Genomic DNA, 16,357 nt, shown 5'->3' on the forward strand with positions numbered 1-16,357 from the left:
CACGTATGAGCAGGACGACCACCGGCATCCGGATGGGCGACGAGGTCGAACCCAAGGTGACCCGCCGCTTCCGCCGGACGAGCCAGAGCCTCCAGGGCGCCCGACAGGACCTCCGGGGCCTCTTCGGGGACGTCCTCGACGGGGCTGGCGAGCTCTCGGCCCTCATCGACGACGAGGCGCGGGACTTCCAGGCGTCGTGGCGCGCCGTGCTCGACGTCTACGCCGACTGCGCCGCCCTGATCGCCGGCAACACCCACGCCCAGCAGGTCGACCTCACCGCGATGGACGCCGGGTCGGGTGACTCGCGGTGACCACCCGCGTACGCCGTGCAGCCGTGCTGCTGTCCGCGGGCCTGCTGGCGCTGGGCGCCTGCAGCGACGACACGAGCAGCTCGTCCGTCCGTCTGGACGCCCCGTCGCGGAAGGCCGGGGCCGCTGACGCGGGCGCCGACCTCCCCCTCTCGCAGGACCTGTCGGCCGACGGGGAGCGCCCGGCCTGGGCCATGCCCGTCGTCCCGGGGTGGAGCACGCCGGCGGAGAGCGCGCCGGGCGTCCTCCAGATCAGGAAGGACGGCAGCGACGCCTTGGTGACCGCCTACCAGGTGAACCGGTCCGGCGACGTCGAGGAGACGAGCGACCAGGAGGGCGGCAAGGCCTGGCTGGAGAGCTACCACGCGCAGATCTCCTCGATGTCGCAGGCGAGCGACGTCACCGACCCGACCTACGCCACGGCCGTCGTCGAGTCGACCCGCGGCACCGTCGAGCTCGTGAGCAGGAGCTGAGTACAGCACTCCCGACGGCATCCGATACCGGTCGCGCTTCGTCGCCCGCTCCATCGGCGACGACGTCCTCGCGCTCCAGTACGCCGCCCCGGTCGACGAGTTCAGCAACGACGAGTGGGCCGGGCTCGGCGAGGCCGGGCTGCAGCTCACGCTCTGAGCCCTGACTTTCGAGGCTCAGCCCCGTCGTACGCCCCGAGGATCTGGTCGGCGGCGGCCGGGGCGCTCAGCCGTCCGGCGAGCACCTCCTGCGCGACCTCGTCGCGGATCGCCGCGACGGCCTCGGAGTGGCGCAGCCGCTCGATGAGCGTCTCGCGCACGAGCGACCAGGTGAAGTCGAGCTGCTGCTGGGCCCGCTTGGTCAGCAGGCCCTCGGGCGCCCAAGTGCTCGCGGTGGGCCAAGATCCGGGCCCAGACGTCGTCGACACGGTGCCGGTGAGGCCGGAGCAGGTCACCACCGGGGGCGCCACTCCTTGGGTCCACGCACCATCCGCATCGCGCCGGCCAGCTCGCGGGCAGCAGCACGGGCCTCGCCGGCCCGGTCCACTCCCCGCCACCCTCGGCATCGGCCTTGTTGACCGCGATGACGTCGGCGATCTCGAGGATGCCCTTCTTGATTCCTGGAGCTGGTCACCGGTGCGGGCCAGGGTCAGGAAGAGGAAGGTGTCGACCATGCCGGCGACGGTGATCTCCGACTGGCCGACGCCGACGGTCTCCACCAGCACCACGTCGTACCCGGCCCCCTCGAGCACGCCCATCGCCTGCGAGGTCGCGGCGGCGACGCCACCGAGGGTGCCGGCCGACGGCGAGGCCGGATGAAGGCGTTGGGGTCGACCGAGAGCCGCGGCATGCGGGTCTTGTCGCCCAGCACCGAGCCGCCGGTCCGGACGCTGGAGGGGTCGACCGCCAGCACCCCGACCTTGAAGCCCTGGGCCGTCAGGTGCGTGCCGAGCCCCTCGATGAACGTGGACTTGCCGACCCCGGGCACGCTGGAGATGCCCACCCGCACGGCCGGCTCGCCGGAGGCGTTCTCGGCGAGCCGGGCCAGCAGGTCACGGGCCATCGCCCGGTGGTCGGGGCGCCGGGACTCCACGAGCGTGATCGCTCGGGAGACCTGGCCCCGCACACCGGCGGTGACGCCGTCGTACAGGGTGTCGAGGTCCAGTGCCATCGAGGTGCTCCGGCTCGGCTGCTCAGGTGCGGACGGCTCAGGCCGTACGCAGCTTGGCGAGCAGGTCGAGGGCGGAGTCGGCGATGACGGTGCCCGGGAGGAAGACCGCGGCGGCCCCCATCTCCTTGAGCGTCGGCACGTCGTCGGGCGGGATGACGCCGCCGATGACGACCATGATGTCCTCGCGGCCCTGGTCGGCCAGCGCCTGCTTCAGCGCGGGCAGCAGGGTCAGGTGACCGGCGGCCAGCGACGAGACACCCACGATGTGGACGTCGGCGTCGATCGCCTGCTGCGCGACCTCCTCCGGGGTGGAGAAGAGCGGGCCGACGTCGACGGTGAAGCCCATGTCGGCGAAGGCGGAGACGACGACCTTCTGGCCACGGTCGTGCCCGTCCTGGCCCATCTTGGCCACCAGGATGCGGGGACGGCGGCCCTCGGCCTCCTCGAACTCCGCGGTCGCGGCGAGGACCTCGGTCAGCTTGGCGTCGCCGGCATCGGCAGCGGTGTCGCGGTACACACCGGAGATCGTACGGATGACGGCCTGGTGGCGGCCGTAGACCTTCTCCAGCGCGTCCGAGATCTCACCGACGGTGGCCTTGGCCCGGGCGGCGTCGACGGCCAGCGCGAGCAGGTTGCCGTCGAGCGAGCCGCCACCGGCAGCCCCCTGCTCGGCCGAGCGAGTGAGGGCGTGCAGAGCCGCGTCGACGTCGACCTGGTTGCGCTCGGCGCGCAGCCGCTCCAGCTTGGCGACCTGGCGCGGTAGACCTCGTTGTTGTCGACCTTGAGCACCTCGAGCGGGTCCTCGTCGGCCAGGCGGTAGGTGTTGACGCCGATGACCTGCTGGGCGCCGGAGTCGATGCGCGCCTGGGTGCGGGCGGCCGCCTCCTCGATGCGCATCTTCGGGATGCCCTGCTCGATGGCCTTCGCCATGCCGCCGGCCTTCTCCGCCTCCACGATGTGGGCCCAGGCCTTGGTGGCGAGGTCGTGGGTGAGCTTCTCCACGTAGTAGGAGCCCGCCCACGGGTCGATGATCTCGGTCGTGCGCGACTCCTGCTGCAGCAGCAGCTGGGTGTTGCGGGCGATGCGGGCCGAGAAGTCGGTCGGCAGCGCGATCGCCTCGTCGAGGGCGTTGGTGTGCAGCGACTGGGTGTGACCCTGGGTCGCGGCCATCGCCTCGATCGCGGTGCGGCCGACGTTGTTGAAGACGTCCTGCGCGGTGAGCGACCAGCCCGACGTCTGCGAGTGGGTGCGCAGCGACAGCGACTTGGGGTTCTTCGGGTCGAACTCGCGCACCAGGCGCGCCCAGATGGCGCGGGCGGCGCGCATCTTGGCGACCTCCATGAAGAAGTTCATGCCGATGGCCCAGAAGAAGCTCAGGCGCGGCGCGAACTTGTCGATGTCGAGGCCCGCGTCGAGGCCGGCGCGGATGTACTCCACACCGTCGGCCAGCGTGTAGGCGAGCTCGAGGTCGGCGGTCGCCCCGGCCTCCTGCATGTGGTAGCCCGAGATGGAGATCGAGTTGAAGCGCGGCATCTTCTGGCTGGTGAAGGCGAAGATGTCGGAGATGATCCGCATCGAGTGCTGCGGCGGGTAGATGTAGGTGTTGCGGACCATGAACTCCTTGAGGATGTCGTTCTGGATGGTCCCGGCGAGCTGCTCGGGCTTGACGCCCTGCTCCTCCGCCGCGGCGATGTAGAGCGCCAGCACGGGCAGCACCGCGCCGTTCATCGTCATCGAGACCGACATCTGGTCCAGCGGGATGCCGTCGAAGAGGGTGCGGGTGTCGTAGATCGAGTCGATCGCGACGCCGGCCATGCCGACGTCACCGCGCACGCGCGGGTGGTCGGAGTCGTAGCCGCGGTGGGTGGCCAGGTCGAAGGCGACCGAGAGACCCTTCTGGCCGGCAGCCAGGTTGCGGCGGTAGAACGCGTTGGACTCCTCGGCGGTGGAGAAGCCGGCGTACTGACGGATGGTCCACGGCTGGGTGGTGTACATCGTCGGGTAGGGGCCACGCAGGAACGGGCTCAGGCCCGGCCAGGTGTCGAGTCCGTCGAGGCCCTCGAGGTGCTCGGGGCCGTAGACGCCCAGGACGTCGATGCCCTCGGGGCTGGTCCACGGCTCACGGCCGGTCGAGGGAGCTGCGGCAGCCGCGCCGCCCGCGAGGGGCAGGCCGGAGAAGTTGGACGGAATGCTCATGCGAGCGCCTCCCGAGTGCGGTTGAGGAACGCGAGGGCGTCGAGGCCCACCGCGCAGGAGTCGTCGACGGCCAGGTCGCCCGGCTTGCCGGCGAGGATGACGTGCTGCACACCGGCAGCACGCAGGGCCTCGACAGCCGCCGCGCCCCACTCCTCGTACGCGGCGTCGGTGCCGGCCAGGCAGGCCACCGTCTCGCCGTCGAGGCGGGAGGCGAGCTCCTCGGGACCCGAGGTCGGGCCGGCCACGGTGACGCCGACACCACCCGCGGCCAGCAGGTTGCTGGCGAAGGTCGCCCGTGCGGTGTGGTGCGCGATCGGGCCCATCGTCGCCAGGAAGACCGGCGCGGCGGCGGGCTCGTCGCGCAGCGCCTCGTACGACGCGCCGTAGCGGCGGACCGCGTCGGCGCTCGGGTGGGCGGTGCGGGGCGGCAGCGTCTCGGCGAGGTTCGGGAACTCGCTGACGCCGGTGATCGGCTGCTTGCGACGGGCGATGCGCTCCTCGCGGGCAGCGACCACCGCGTCGACGCGGGACTGGAGCGAGCCGTCGGCGAGCGCGGCGGCGGCGCCACCGGACTCCTCGATGCGGCCCAGCTCGGCCCAGCCGGCGGCGGCCAGGTCGTCGGTGAGCTTCTCCACCGCGTACGCGCCACCGGCAGGGTCGGTGACCTTGCCCAGGTGCGACTCCGCGACGAGCAGGCTGGAGGTGTTGCGGGCGATGCGGCGGCCGAACGCGTCGGGCAGGCCCAGGGTCGCGTCGAACGGCACCACGGTGACCGCCTCGGCGCCGCCGACGCCGGCGGCGAAGGCCGCGACGGTGCCGCGCAGCATGTTCACGTAGGGGTCGTACTTGCTCATCATCGGGCGGCTGGTGACCACGTGCTGGCGCATCTGCACCGGCTCGGTCGCGCCGCTGAGCTCGGCCACGCGCGCCCACAGGCGGCGGGCGGCACGCAGCTTGGCGATGGTCGGGAACTGCTCGTCGGTGGCTGCGAAGCGGAACTCGACGACCGACAGCGCCTCGGCCAGCGAGAGGCCGGCGTCGGTGAGCGTACGCAGCACCTCGACGCCGACGGCGACGGCGTAGCCGAGCTCCTGGGCGTCGGAGGCACCGAGGTCGTGCAGGGCGGAGGCGTCGACCACGACGCCGTAGGTGCCCTTGGCCAGGGCCAGACGGGCGACGGCGACGACCTCGTCGGCCGACGAACCGCCCAGGGCGGGGCTGGCACCGAGGTTGGTGCCGGGGGCCGGGGTGACGCCGTCGAGCAGGTCGACCAGCTGGGTCGCCGCGTCGAGGCGCTGGCCCGGGGCGTCGAGCACGACGGGGGCGAGGTCGGTGAAGACGCCCTTGAGGACGTCCTCGAGGTCCGTCACCTCGAGGCCCGCGCCCAGCTCGATCCAGACCGAGGTGGCGCCGTTTTCCAGGTCGACGAGGAGGGCCTCGTTGGCCGCCTTGGCGTCCGGGCCGACGACGTGGACACGGATGTCCCAGTCGCCCTCGCGCGTGGGACGACCCGTGGTGGTCAGGCCCTCGAGGTCGGTGGCCGCGCCGATGGGGCGACGGAGATTCCGTCGAGGGTGGTGCGGGCCAGCTTCTCCCACACGTCGGCGTCGGCGTCGGTCTCGCTCATCCGGCGGGACTTGCGCAGCACGTCGGCCGTCGCACGCTCCCAGTCGGCGGCAGTCGCGGCGTCCTCCGGAGAGGTCAGCGCGATCTGGTCGATCGGTTTGGTCATGCCTTGCAGAATAGGCGGCACCCTGCGGCGACCTTCGCCGTGGTCAGATGCCAGACCCGAGGAGCCGATCCGCAGACCTCCCGCACCGCTCTCCCCCCTCCTCACAAATCGCGGTTGACCAGCAGCGACGGGAGCCACCGGCGTACGAAGCATGCTGGTGACCCGGCGGTAACCGGGGGTATGTCACACGTCCACTGAGGTGGTCCGCTGCGACAGGTGCGTCATCCGGGGGATACGGTGGACCTCGTGGCAACCCAACTTTCCAACCGGACTCTCGTCAAGGGATCCAGGTCGACTCGTTCGACGATCGCCTTGAAAATCACGATGGCAGTCAGCGGCCTGGTCTTCCTCGGCTACCTGGTCCTGCACATGTACGGCAACCTGAAGGTCTTCGCAGGCCACGACGCGTTCAACGAGTACGCGCACCACCTGCGCGAGTTCGGCGCCCCGATGCTCCCCTACGAGGGACTGCTCTGGATCGTGCGCGTCGCCCTCATCGTTGCCCTGGTCGCCCACGTGTGGTCGGCCCTGGTCCTGACGGCCCGCGCCCGCAAGGCGCGCTCGTCCAAGTACTCGGTGAAGAAGAACATCGCCTCCTCGCTCTCCTCGCGCACCATGCGCTGGGGCGGCCTGGCGATCTTCATCTTCGTCGTGTGGCACCTGCTCCACTTCACCGTGGGCAAGGTCAACCCGACCGGTGGCGAGACCAACGACCCGTACAACCTCCTCGTCGACTCCTTCGGCGAGTGGTGGATGGCTGTCATCTACCTGCTGGCGATGTTCGCGCTGGGCATGCACCTGCACCACGGCGTGTGGAGTGCCTCCCAGACGCTCGGCCTGACCAACAGCGCCCGCTCGCGTGCCAACGCCAAGCGCGCCGGCTGGGTCGTCGCGATCGTCATCGCGGGCGGCTTCGCGCTCGTCCCGCTGTCCGTGCTCTTCGGCATCGTCACCAAGTAAGGACCGAGACTCCCCATGGCTTTCCTGGACGGAACCACCCAGACCAACCAGCCGCCGGTGCAGGTCTCTGACGACGCCGCCGGCTACTACACCCTCGGCGCTCCCCTGGTCGACCCGGTCGCCCCGACCGGCCCCATCAAGGACCGCTGGACCAACCGCAAGTTCGAGAACCGCCTGGTCAACCCGGCGAACCGCCGCAAGCTCGACATCATCATCGTCGGCACCGGCCTGGCCGGTGGCGCCGCCGCCGCCACGCTCGGCGAGGCCGGCTACAACGTGAAGTCCTTCTGCTACCAGGACTCCCCGCGCCGTGCCCACTCGATCGCTGCCCAGGGCGGCATCAACGCGGCCAAGAACTACAAGGAGGACGGCGACTCCACGCACCGTCTCTTCTACGACACCGTCAAGGGTGGCGACTACCGCGCCCGCGAGAACAACGTGTACCGCCTGGCCGAGGTCAGCGCGAACATCATCGACCAGTGCGTCGCCCAGGGTGTTCCGTTCGCCCGTGAGTACGGCGGCCTCCTGGACAACCGTTCCTTCGGTGGCGTGCAGGTCTCGCGGACGTTCTACGCCCGCGGCCAGACGGGTCAGCAGCTGCTGATCGGCGCCTACCAGGCCATGGAGCGCCAGGTCGCGGCCGGCACGGTCGAGCAGTTCACCCGCCACGAGATGCTCGAGCTGATCGTGGCCGACGGCAAGGCCCGCGGCATCATCGCCCGCGACCTCGTCACCGGTGAGATCTCCACGCACCTGGCCGACGTCGTCGTCCTCGCCTCCGGCGGCTACGGCAACGTCTTCTTCCTGTCGACCAACGCGATGGGCTCGAACGTCACCGCCGCGTGGCGCGCGCACCGCAAGGGCGCCTACATGGCCAACCCCTGCTACACGCAGATCCACCCGACCTGCATCCCGGTCTCCGGCGACCACCAGTCGAAGCTGACCCTGATGTCGGAGTCGCTGCGCAACGACGGTCGCATCTGGGTCCCGAAGAACCCCGAGGACGCCGAGAAGGACCCGCGCGACATCCCCGAGGAGGACCGCGACTACTACCTGGAGCGGATCTACCCCTCCTTCGGCAACCTGGTCCCCCGCGACATCGCCTCGCGCGCCGCGAAGTACCAGTGCGACGCCGGCAAGGGCGTCGGACCGGCCGTGCGTGAGGTCGACGAGGACGGCAACGAGAAGTGGGTCCGCCGCGGCGTGTACCTCGACTTCGCGGACGCCATCAAGCGCTTCGGCCTCGACGGCGTCAAGGAGAAGTACGACAACCTCTTCGACATGTACGCCCGCATCCCGGCGAGAACCCGTACGAGACGCCGATGCGCATCTACCCGGCCGTCCACTACGTGATGGGCGGCCTCTGGGTCGACTACCACCTGCAGTCGAACGTCGAGGGCCTCTTCGTCACCGGCGAGGCCAACTTCTCCGACCACGGCGCGAACCGCCTCGGTGCCTCCGCCCTCATGCAGGGTCTCGCCGACGGCTACTTCGTCCTCCCGAACACCATCCGCGAGTACCTCGCCGACGGCCCGTTCGAGAAGATCGACGAGTCGCACCCCGACGTCGTCGCCGCCCGCACCGAGACCGAGGAGCGCATCAACAAGTTCCTCAGCATCGGCGGCACCCGCTCGGCCGACTCCTTCCACAAGGAGCTCGGTCGGATCATGTGGGAGTACTGCGGCATGGAGCGCACCGAGTCCGGCCTGAAGAAGGCCATCGGCCTGATCCAGAACCTCAAGAAGGAGTTCTGGAGCAACCTGAAGGTCCTCGGCACCGCCGACACGCTCAACCAGAGCCTCGAGAAGGCCGGCCGCGTGGCCGACTTCATCGAGCTCGGTGAGCTCATGTGCGTCGACGCCCTCAACCGTCGCGAGTCGTGCGGTGGTCACTTCCGCGCCGAGTCGCAGACCGAGGACGGCGAGGCTCTGCGTCACGACGAGGAGTTCGCCTACGTCGCGGCCTGGGAGTTCGGCGGCGAGGACGGCCTGCCGGTCCTGCACAAGGAAGACCTGATCTACACGGCCATCGAGATGAAGCAGCGGAGCTACAAGTGAGCATGAATCTGACTCTGAAGATCTGGCGCCAGAAGGACGCCACGTCCGCTGGTGCGATCAAGACCTACCAGGTCAAGGACATCTCGCCGGACATGAGCTTCCTCGAGATGCTCGACGAGCTCAACGAGCAGCTCAACGAGCAGGGCGAGGACCCGGTCGCGTTCGACTCGGACTGCCGTGAGGGCATCTGCGGCATGTGTTCGCTGATGATCAACGGCCAGGCCCACGGCCCGGAGGTCACCACCACCTGCCAGCTGCACATGCGCAGCTTCAAGGACGGCGACACGATCACCATCGAGCCGTGGCGCGCGGACCCCTTCCCGGTCATCAAGGACCTGGTCGTGGACCGTTCGGCCTTCGACCGCATCATCCAGTCCGGCGGCTTCATCTCCGCCAACACGGGTTCGGCCCCCGAGGCCAACTCGGTGCCGGCTCCCCGCGACAAGGCCATGCGCGCCTTCAACGTGGCGACCTGCATCGGCTGCGGCGCCTGCGTCGCGGCATGCCCCAACGGCTCGGCCTCGCTCTTCCTCGGCGCCAAGATCACCCACCTGGGTGAGCTGCCGCAGGGCCAGCCGGAGCGTTGGACCCGCGTGGTGGACATGGTCGGCCAGCACGACCACGAGGGCTTCGGTGGCTGCACCAACATCGGCGAGTGCACCGCTGCCTGCCCCAAGGAGATCCCGCTCGACGTGATCTCGCAGCTCAACAAGGACCTGCGCACCGCGATGAAGCACGGTCTCTGACCTTCTCGCTGCAGACCCACGAAGGCCCGGTTCCCGCAAGGGAGCCGGGCCTTCGTCGTGGGGGCGGACGCGCGGAGCGCTCTGCCCCGCTGCGCAGGGGCGCCGAGACCGGGGCCGAACGTCAGCCGACGAGCTGGAAGGCCTTGGTCGGCACCCAACCGTTGCCGTCGTCGTGCAGGTAGAGGTGGAACTCCGTGGCCTCGAAGGCGCAGTCGAAGCTCGCGAGCTCGTCGTAGGCGCGGTCGAGCGAGGCGTCGTCGAGGTGGTGGGCGACCGTGACGTGCGGGTGGAAGGGGAACTCCAGCTCGACCTGGAGAGGGCCGGTGCGCACCCCGGCCGCGAGCTCCTCGCACCCGGCGATGCCGTCGGCCACCGCCACGAAGACGACGGGCGAGACCGGGCGGAAGGTGCCCGTGCCGCGCAGGTGGATCCGGAAGGGCCTCTGGGAGGCCGCGACCTGCTCCAGGTGAGCCACCACGTCGCCGAGGTCGTCACCGACCTCGGTCGGCGGGATCAGCGTGATGTGGGTGGGGATGCTGTACGCGGTCTCGTCACCGAGATCCACGCGGTACTGCTGCAGGTCGGTCGCCCACGGCTCCGGGAGCGCGATGGCGACGCCGATCGTCTGCACGCCGCTTCACCCGCCGGCCGGAATCGCGAAGCCCACGCGCTCGTAGACGTCGCGCAGGGTCCTCTCCGCCACCTCGTTGGCGCGAGCGGCACCGTCGGCCAGGATCTGGTCCAGGTGGGTGCGGTCCTCGAGCAGTGCGAGCGTGGTGTCGCGGAAGGGGGTCACGAAGTCGACGACGACCTCGGCGAGCTCCTTCTTCAGGTCGCCGTAGCCGTGGCCGGCGAAGCGCTCCACGAGCGAGTCGATCGACTCGCCGGAGATGGCCGAGTGGATGGTCAGCAGGTTGCTCAGGCGGGCTTGTCCTCGGCGTCGAAGCGGATCTCCGCCTCGGAGTCGGTCACGGCCGAACGGATCTTCTTGGCGCTGACCTTCGGGTCGTCGAGCAGGTCGATGATGCCGGACGGCGACGACGCCGACTTCGACATCTTGCGCGTGGGGTCCTGCAGGTCGACGATCTTGGCCGTCTCCTTCAGGATGTAGGGCTCCGGCAGGCGGAAGGTCTTCTTGTAGCGGCTGTTGAAGCGCTGCGCGAGGTCGCGGGTCAGCTCGAGGTGCTGGCGCTGGTCCTCACCGACCGGCACGTACTGCGGCCGGTAGAGCAGGATGTCGGCGGCCTGCAGGATCGGGTAGGTGAAGAGGCCGACGCTGGCCGAGCCCTCCCCCTGCTTGGCCGACTTGTCCTTGAACTGCGTCATGCGACGGGCCTCACCGAAGCCGGTCATGCACTGCAGCACCCAGCCGAGCTGGGCGTGGGCGGGCACCGCCGACTGGGCGAAGATCGCCGACTGGGCCGGGTCGATGCCCATCGCGACCAGCTGGGCGGCCGCGCGACGGGTGCGCTCGCGCAGCACCTTGGGCTCCTGCTCGACGGTGATCGCGTGCAGGTCGGCGATGAAGAAGAAGGGCTCGTGACTGTCCTGGAGGCCCACCCACTGCCGCAGCGCACCGAGGTAGTTGCCGAAGTGGAACGAGTCGGCGGTGGGCTGGATGCCGGAGAGCACACGGGGTCGGGCGGTGCCCGCTGCCGGTGCGTCGGCGTTGACCTGGGGTGCGGTCGGGTTGGACATGTCAGCCATTCTCTCAGGCTGTCGGGTGCCCGCGCCAACCGCGTCCGTGACGGCCGGTCCGCAGGGCCTGCTCGTACCGGGGCTCGGGCAGGGGCTCAGGCAGGAGCGTGACCGACGGCGCCGGTGCGACGCTCGAGGAGGAACGACACGAGGATCGTGACAAGACCCACCGTGGCGAGCCCGAAGCCGACGATGCCCGGCGCGCGGTAGCCCAGGCCGGCGGCGATCACCAGTCCACCCAGCCAGGCGCCCAGGGCGTTGGCGACGTTGAGCGCGGCGTGGTTCATCGCCGCCCCCAGCGTCTGGGCGTCACCCGCCACGGCCATCAGGCGCATCTGCAGGCCGACGACCAGCACCGACCCGGTGACGGTGATCCCGAAGACGATCGGCAGCACCCACCACCCGGTGTGCGCCAGCATCGCGAAGGCGAGCAGCAACAGGCCCTGGCCGCCGCCGCCGATGAAGAGGGAGCCGAAGAGCGACCAGCTGGCCAGCTCTCCGGCCAGCCAGGTCCCGGCGACCATGCCGAGGCCGAAGGCGAAGAGGAAGATCGGGGCCGCGCCCTCGCTCAGCCCACCGAGCTTGTCGATGGTCGGCACCACGTAGGTGTAGACGGCGAACATGCCGCCGAAGCCGAGCGAGCCGGCAGCCAGGGTGAGCAGCACCTGAGGGTTCCGGAAGGCCCGCATCTCGCGGCGCCAGGACGACGTGTGGTCACCGGGCACCGACGGCACGAAGGCGAGCACCAGGAGCAGCGTCAGCAGGGCCAGGGCGGCGACCACCCAGAAGGCGGCCCGCCAGCCGAGGTTCTGGCCGAGCCAGGTCGCGGCCGGGACGCCGACCAGGTTGGCGACCGAGAGACCGAGCATGATCGTGGCCACCGCCTTCGCCTTCCGGCCGGGACGCGCCAGGCCTGCTGCGACCAGGGAGGCGACGCCGAAGTAGGCGCCGTGCGGCAGGCCCGAGACGAAGCGGGCGACGAGGAGTGACTCGTACGACGTCACCCACGCGGTGGCGACGTTGCCGACGGCAAAGAGCGCCATCAACCCGATCAGGGTCGCACGGCGAGGCCAGTGGGAGCCGAAGAAGGCGATGAGCGGAGCACCGACCACCACGCCGAGGGCGTAGCTGGAGATCGCGTGGCCGGCCGAGGGCTCGGAGACGTCGACGCCACGAGCCAGCTGCGGAAGCAGCCCCATCGAGACGAACTCGGTGGTGCCGATCGCGAAGCCACCCATGGCCAGCGCCAGCAGGACCACCCCGAGCCGCTGCTGCCGCGGTCCCTTCTCGGCGGTGTCGGTGGGGTCGACGCGGGCGGCGGAAGGGGTGTCGGTGGCAGTCATCTCAGGTGGAAACTACGCGAGCGGCCGAGGCATTCCCGCATCCTCGGCCACCCGTGTGGAGCACCTCACCCGGCCAGGTGCGACCACCGCGCGGAGAGCTCCGACCACGGCCCGACTTCGGCGATGCGGCCGTCGACCAGCACCACGACCCGGTCGGCGAGCTCGAGGGCGGAGCGCTTGGCCGTGGACCCGATGACGGTGGTGCCGCGCTCACGCAACGCGCGCCACAGCTCGGTCTCCGTGCGGGCGTCCAGCGCGCTCGACACGTCGTCGGCGAGCAGCAGCTCGGCATCGGTGGCCAGCGCCCGCGCCAGCGCGAGACGCTGCACCTGCCCGCCCGAGAGCCGTACGCCGCGGTGCCCCACGAGGGCGTCCCGCCCTCCGGCCTCGGCGACGTCGGCACCGAGCCGAGCCGCGGCGACCGGGTCGTCGAAGCGGCGCTCATGCCCCAGTCGTACGTTGTCCGCGAACGACCCCGACAGCACCCGCGGCACCTGTGCCACGTGCGCGACCTGTCCGGGCCGCAGGAAGACCTCCGCGTCACCGACCTCGGTGCCGTTCCAGGTGATCGACCCGCCGTGGGAGACCAGGCCGGCCAGCGCCGCGAGCAGGCTCGACTTGCCGGAGCCCACCTGCCCCAGCAGCAGCACCTGCTCACCGGCACGGATCGTCAGGTCGACGCCCTGGACACCGATCGTGCCGTCGTCGTGGACCGCCGAGAGACCGCGCAGGGCGATCTCCTCGAGGGGAACCCGATCGACCAGGGGTGGGGTCGGCGCGACGCCCCGGACCAGGTCGACGCCCGGCGGGAGGTCCATCAGGTCCGCTCCCCCGGCGAACCGGCTGGTCTCCTGCTGCCACGCCCGCGTGCCCGGCGCCTCGGTGACCACCATGCCGGCCACCCGGCCGAACCAGTCGAAGCCGGAGACGGCGTTGGCCACGAGCAGCGTGGTGCCCAGGCCCCAGCCGCCGCCCACGTGGACCGCCCAGGCGGCCACGACGCCGCACTGGACCATGAGCATCGGGACGCCGTCGAGGACACCCTGCACGCGGTGCTCGCGCACCGCGGCGGAGACCCGGCCGGAGTCGACGTGGAGCAGGTGACGGCGGGCAGCCCCGGTGGCCGCGGCGAGCTTGACCGTGCGCGCGGACTCCAGCACCGAGACCAGCGCCCGGCCGAAGCGGGCACGGGCAGCCGAGGCGGCGGCGGCCGAGCGTCCGGCGATCGGGCGGCCGACCGCGGAGGCCAGGGCGGAGGTGACCAGGACCGTGACCAGCACCGCGCCGGCCATCCAGGTGCCGGCGAGCGCGGCCGTGGCGGCGGCGATCAGGATGCCGTTGACGAAGTCGACCCAGCGGTCGGCGTAGCGGGCGTAGCGGTCGGCGTCCATGGTGCGCCCGACGACCTCGCCCGCCGGTGTGCGCGGCAGGCGGTGCTGCGCGGTCTGCCCGTAGAGCACCCGCATCCGCACGCGCAGCAGCACCTCGACCCACCAACGCGGGTAGCGGTAGAAGGCGTCGGCGAGCAGGAGCGGCGCCACCAGCAGCGAGGCCACCAGCGCGACCACCAACCAGGTCGGCACGCCGGAGTCGAGGTCCTCCACGAGGTGACCCCAGATCAGTCCGGTGACGGCGCCCTGGGCCCCGGTCAGGGAAGCGGCGAGGAAGCCGACGGCGCCGCCGATCCCCCACCACGGCCTCACGGAGAGCGCGTGCGCGATGCCCGCACTCAGCGACGGCCCGGTGCCGACGGCGGCCAGCTCCGGAGGCGGTCCGGAGCGGCGACGTCCGCCGACGCCGCGCCCGTCCTCGTCGGCCGGGCCGCCGGCCCCATCGGCGGCGTGCGGGGGCTCGGGCAGGTCGACCGGCACGTCGCCGGGGACGCCGGCGCCGTCGATGCGGCTGGCGAGCAGCAGGTCACGGAAGGGGCCGGGCGCGACGGAGAGCTGGTCGCGCTCGCCGGCCTGGACGACCTGGCCGTGGTCCAGCACGGCCACCAGGGCGCGCGCTCGATGGTCGAGAGCCGGTGGGCGATGAGCACGCCGGTGCGCCCGAGCAGGAGCCGGTCGGCTGCGGCCACGACGCGGCGCTCGGTGAGGGGGTCCATCCGGGCCGTGGCCTCGTCGAGGACGACCACCTTGACGTCGCGCAGGAGCAGTCGAGCGAAGGCCACCAGCTGCTCCTCCCCCGAGGACAGCGTGGTGCCGCCCGGGCCGAGCAGGGTGTCGACGCCGTCGGGCAGCCCGGCGACCCAGTCGCTGAGGCCCAGCTGGGCGAGCGCCGCCTCGACGTCACGAGGTGACTGCGGGCCGAAGAGGGTGACGTTCTCCGCGAGGGTGCCGGCCACGATCTCGGTGCGCTGTGTGACCACGCCCACGGCGGCGCGCAGCTGCTGCAGGTCGAGGTCGCGGACGTCGACGCCACCGACGTACACGCTCCCCCGCGGCGGCTCGACGGCGCGGGAGAGCAGTGAGGCGAGCGTGGACTTGCCCGACCCCGTACGCCCGACCAGCGCGATGGTCTGGCCGGCCGGGACGTGCAAGGAGACGCCGCTGAGCGCGAAGGAGCCCTCGGCGTAGGAGAAGTCGAGGTCGGTCACGTCGATCGCCACGGCGCCCGCGCCGTCGAGCACCCGGCCCCCGGTGGGCTCCGGCTCGACGGCCAGCATCTGGCGCAGGCGGATCACCGCCCCGAGCCCGGCCTGGAGGTCGGGCAGGTGGTTGGCCAGCATGGCGACCTGGCCCACGAAGAGCGAGGAGACGAGGAAGAGGGTGACAAGCCGGGCCACCGAGAGGTCGCCCGTGACGGCCACCGCGATGCCCGCGACGCCGATGCCGGCCAGCAGGCCGTGGAGCAGCAGGCCCGCGCGGCGGCAGACCTGCGACTCGACGAGGACGACCTCGCGGAAGCGCTCGTGGACCACGGCGGAGAGCCGGGCGAGCCGGGCGACCACGTGCGCCTGGCCGAGGCTGGTGCGGAGGTCGTCGCGGCCGGCGATGCCCTCCTCGAGGGCGGCTGCGTGGTCGGTCCACGCCATCTCCTCGACGACCTTGCGCCGGGAGATCTCTCCCAGCAGGCCACGGACCGCGAGGAAGGTGAGCCCACCGAGGACGGGGAAGAGCAGCCACGACGGCCACCAGGTCAGTCCCGCGACGATCCACATGGGGACCACGCCGAAGACGGTGCGAGCGAGCATCCACACCTGCCAGCGCACCAGGTTGCCGACCTCGTGGGTGTCGTCGTCGACCCGGTCGAGGATCTCTCCCACCGCCTGCTCCCCCAAGGTCGCCAGGGGTTGGGCCAGGGCGGCGTCGAGCAGGTCCTCGCGCAGGCGCCCCTCCGCGACGTCGGAGACCCCGACCCACACCACCTTGCCGGCGGTGTCGACGAGCGAGGCGCCCACGACGCAGAGGGCCAGGACCGTGACCAGCGCCCGGGTCGGGTCCTCGGCCAGCCGTCCGGCGACCACCGTGCCGAGGGTGGTGCCGATCGCGGCGATCGCCGCGCAGAGGAGGGCGGCCACCGCCGCCGGGGTGTTCAGACGTCGCCAGTCGACCCGTCGACGGGGGTCGTCGAGGTACGCCGGCGAGCCCGCCCCCTCGAGGAGCGGGGTGGTCTCACGCTGCTGCACGGTGCTGCTCATCCTGGTCGACGTTACGCCCGGGGGCCGACGACT

General features: G+C 71.3%; 12 protein-coding genes and 3 pseudogenes. 5 read left to right on the forward strand and 10 right to left on the reverse strand.

What is annotated here, in order from left to right:
• Nucleotides 1-5 precede the first annotated feature (5 nt).
• Both E2C04_RS13370 and E2C04_RS13375 read left to right on the forward strand, forming a co-directional pair.
• Nucleotides 6-311, forward strand: coding sequence for a hypothetical protein (locus tag E2C04_RS13370; protein WP_135832969.1), 306 nt, complete (start codon nucleotides 6-8; stop codon nucleotides 309-311).
• Nucleotides 308-781, forward strand: coding sequence for a hypothetical protein (locus tag E2C04_RS13375; RefSeq protein ID WP_135832970.1), 474 nt, complete (start codon nucleotides 308-310; stop codon nucleotides 779-781). The genes E2C04_RS13370 and E2C04_RS13375 overlap by 4 nt, the downstream gene beginning before the upstream one ends.
• A gap of 174 nt (nucleotides 782-955) precedes the next feature.
• On the opposite strand, the pseudogene meaB reads toward E2C04_RS13375, so the two are convergent.
• From meaB to E2C04_RS20130, 4 genes and pseudogenes are all read right to left on the reverse strand, one after another.
• Nucleotides 956-1,949 (reverse strand): annotated as a pseudogene (gene meaB / locus E2C04_RS22120) (methylmalonyl Co-A mutase-associated GTPase MeaB).
• A 37-nt stretch (nucleotides 1,950-1,986) separates the two neighbouring features.
• Nucleotides 1,987-4,145 (reverse strand): annotated as a pseudogene (gene scpA / locus E2C04_RS13385) (methylmalonyl-CoA mutase).
• A complete protein-coding gene (locus tag E2C04_RS13390) occupies nucleotides 4,142-5,743 on the reverse strand; it encodes a methylmalonyl-CoA mutase family protein (protein WP_238694295.1) in 1,602 nt (533 codons plus the stop codon). Before E2C04_RS13390 ends, scpA begins: the two are co-directional and overlap by 4 nt.
• Nucleotides 5,665-5,877, reverse strand: a complete 213-nt coding sequence (locus E2C04_RS20130; protein WP_238694296.1) for a hypothetical protein — start codon at nucleotides 5,875-5,877, stop codon at nucleotides 5,665-5,667. Before E2C04_RS20130 ends, E2C04_RS13390 begins: the two co-directional genes overlap by 79 nt.
• Before the next feature lie 246 nt (nucleotides 5,878-6,123).
• Between E2C04_RS20130 and E2C04_RS13395 the strand changes: the two genes are divergently transcribed.
• From E2C04_RS13395 to E2C04_RS13405, 3 genes and pseudogenes are all read left to right on the forward strand, one after another.
• Nucleotides 6,124-6,837 carry a succinate dehydrogenase cytochrome b subunit gene (locus E2C04_RS13395; RefSeq protein ID WP_268234036.1) on the forward strand — a complete coding sequence of 238 codons (714 nt, stop codon included), beginning with the start codon at nucleotides 6,124-6,126 and terminating at the stop codon, nucleotides 6,835-6,837.
• 15 nt (nucleotides 6,838-6,852) lie between these two features.
• A pseudogene (locus E2C04_RS13400) lies at nucleotides 6,853-8,894 on the forward strand (fumarate reductase/succinate dehydrogenase flavoprotein subunit).
• A gap of 2 nt (nucleotides 8,895-8,896) precedes the next feature.
• Complete coding sequence (locus E2C04_RS13405; RefSeq protein ID WP_135832972.1) at nucleotides 8,897-9,640, forward strand: succinate dehydrogenase/fumarate reductase iron-sulfur subunit; 744 nt, start codon at nucleotides 8,897-8,899, stop codon at nucleotides 9,638-9,640.
• Nucleotides 9,641-9,761: 121 nt separating this feature from the next.
• Here E2C04_RS13405 and E2C04_RS13410 read toward each other — a convergent pair whose 3' ends face one another.
• The 6 genes from E2C04_RS13410 to E2C04_RS20140 form a co-directional block, all read right to left on the reverse strand.
• Nucleotides 9,762-10,271: a 2'-5' RNA ligase family protein gene (locus E2C04_RS13410; protein WP_135832973.1), complete on the reverse strand. Its 510-nt coding sequence runs from the start codon at nucleotides 10,269-10,271 to the stop codon at nucleotides 9,762-9,764.
• Between the two features lie 6 nt (nucleotides 10,272-10,277).
• Nucleotides 10,278-10,505 (reverse strand): hypothetical protein, encoded by a 228-nt coding sequence (locus E2C04_RS22385; protein ID WP_477529289.1) that lies wholly within the window; start codon nucleotides 10,503-10,505, stop codon nucleotides 10,278-10,280.
• A gap of 53 nt (nucleotides 10,506-10,558) precedes the next feature.
• Complete coding sequence (trpS, locus tag E2C04_RS13415) at nucleotides 10,559-11,347, reverse strand: tryptophan--tRNA ligase (RefSeq protein ID WP_477529290.1); 789 nt, start codon at nucleotides 11,345-11,347, stop codon at nucleotides 10,559-10,561.
• Nucleotides 11,348-11,433: 86 nt separating this feature from the next.
• The gene (locus E2C04_RS13420) at nucleotides 11,434-12,681 is read right to left on the reverse strand and encodes an MFS transporter (RefSeq protein WP_135832974.1); all 1,248 of its coding nucleotides are present in this window, start codon (nucleotides 12,679-12,681) and stop codon (nucleotides 11,434-11,436) included.
• A 65-nt stretch (nucleotides 12,682-12,746) separates the two neighbouring features.
• Complete coding sequence (locus E2C04_RS21575; protein WP_338088845.1) at nucleotides 12,747-14,147, reverse strand: ATP-binding cassette domain-containing protein; 1,401 nt, start codon at nucleotides 14,145-14,147, stop codon at nucleotides 12,747-12,749.
• A 263-nt stretch (nucleotides 14,148-14,410) separates the two neighbouring features.
• The gene (locus tag E2C04_RS20140) at nucleotides 14,411-16,324 is read right to left on the reverse strand and encodes an ABC transporter ATP-binding protein (RefSeq protein WP_238694297.1); all 1,914 of its coding nucleotides are present in this window, start codon (nucleotides 16,322-16,324) and stop codon (nucleotides 14,411-14,413) included.
• Nucleotides 16,325-16,357: the final 33 nt, after the last annotated feature.

The sequence above is a fragment of the Nocardioides daphniae genome, assembly GCF_004777465.1.
Lineage (GTDB): Bacteria > Actinomycetota > Actinomycetes > Propionibacteriales > Nocardioidaceae > Nocardioides > Nocardioides daphniae.

What these genes read in the sequence shown, in the direction of transcription:
- E2C04_RS13370 (WP_135832969.1), top strand. Translation starts at nt 6, where the DNA reads ATGAGCAGGACGACCACCGGCATCCGGATGGGCGACGAGGTCGAACCC.
- trpS (WP_477529290.1), bottom strand. Translation starts at nt 11,347, where the DNA reads ATGGCTGACATGTCCAACCCGACCGCACCCCAGGTCAACGCCGACGCA.
- E2C04_RS13420 (WP_135832974.1), bottom strand. Translation starts at nt 12,681, where the DNA reads ATGACTGCCACCGACACCCCTTCCGCCGCCCGCGTCGACCCCACCGAC.
- E2C04_RS13405 (WP_135832972.1), top strand. Translation starts at nt 8,897, where the DNA reads ATGAATCTGACTCTGAAGATCTGGCGCCAGAAGGACGCCACGTCCGCT.
- E2C04_RS21575 (WP_338088845.1), bottom strand. Translation starts at nt 14,147, where the DNA reads ATGCGGGTGCTCTACGGGCAGACCGCGCAGCACCGCCTGCCGCGCACA.
- E2C04_RS20130 (WP_238694296.1), bottom strand. Translation starts at nt 5,877, where the DNA reads ATGACCAAACCGATCGACCAGATCGCGCTGACCTCTCCGGAGGACGCC.
- E2C04_RS20140 (WP_238694297.1), bottom strand. Translation starts at nt 16,324, where the DNA reads ATGAGCAGCACCGTGCAGCAGCGTGAGACCACCCCGCTCCTCGAGGGG.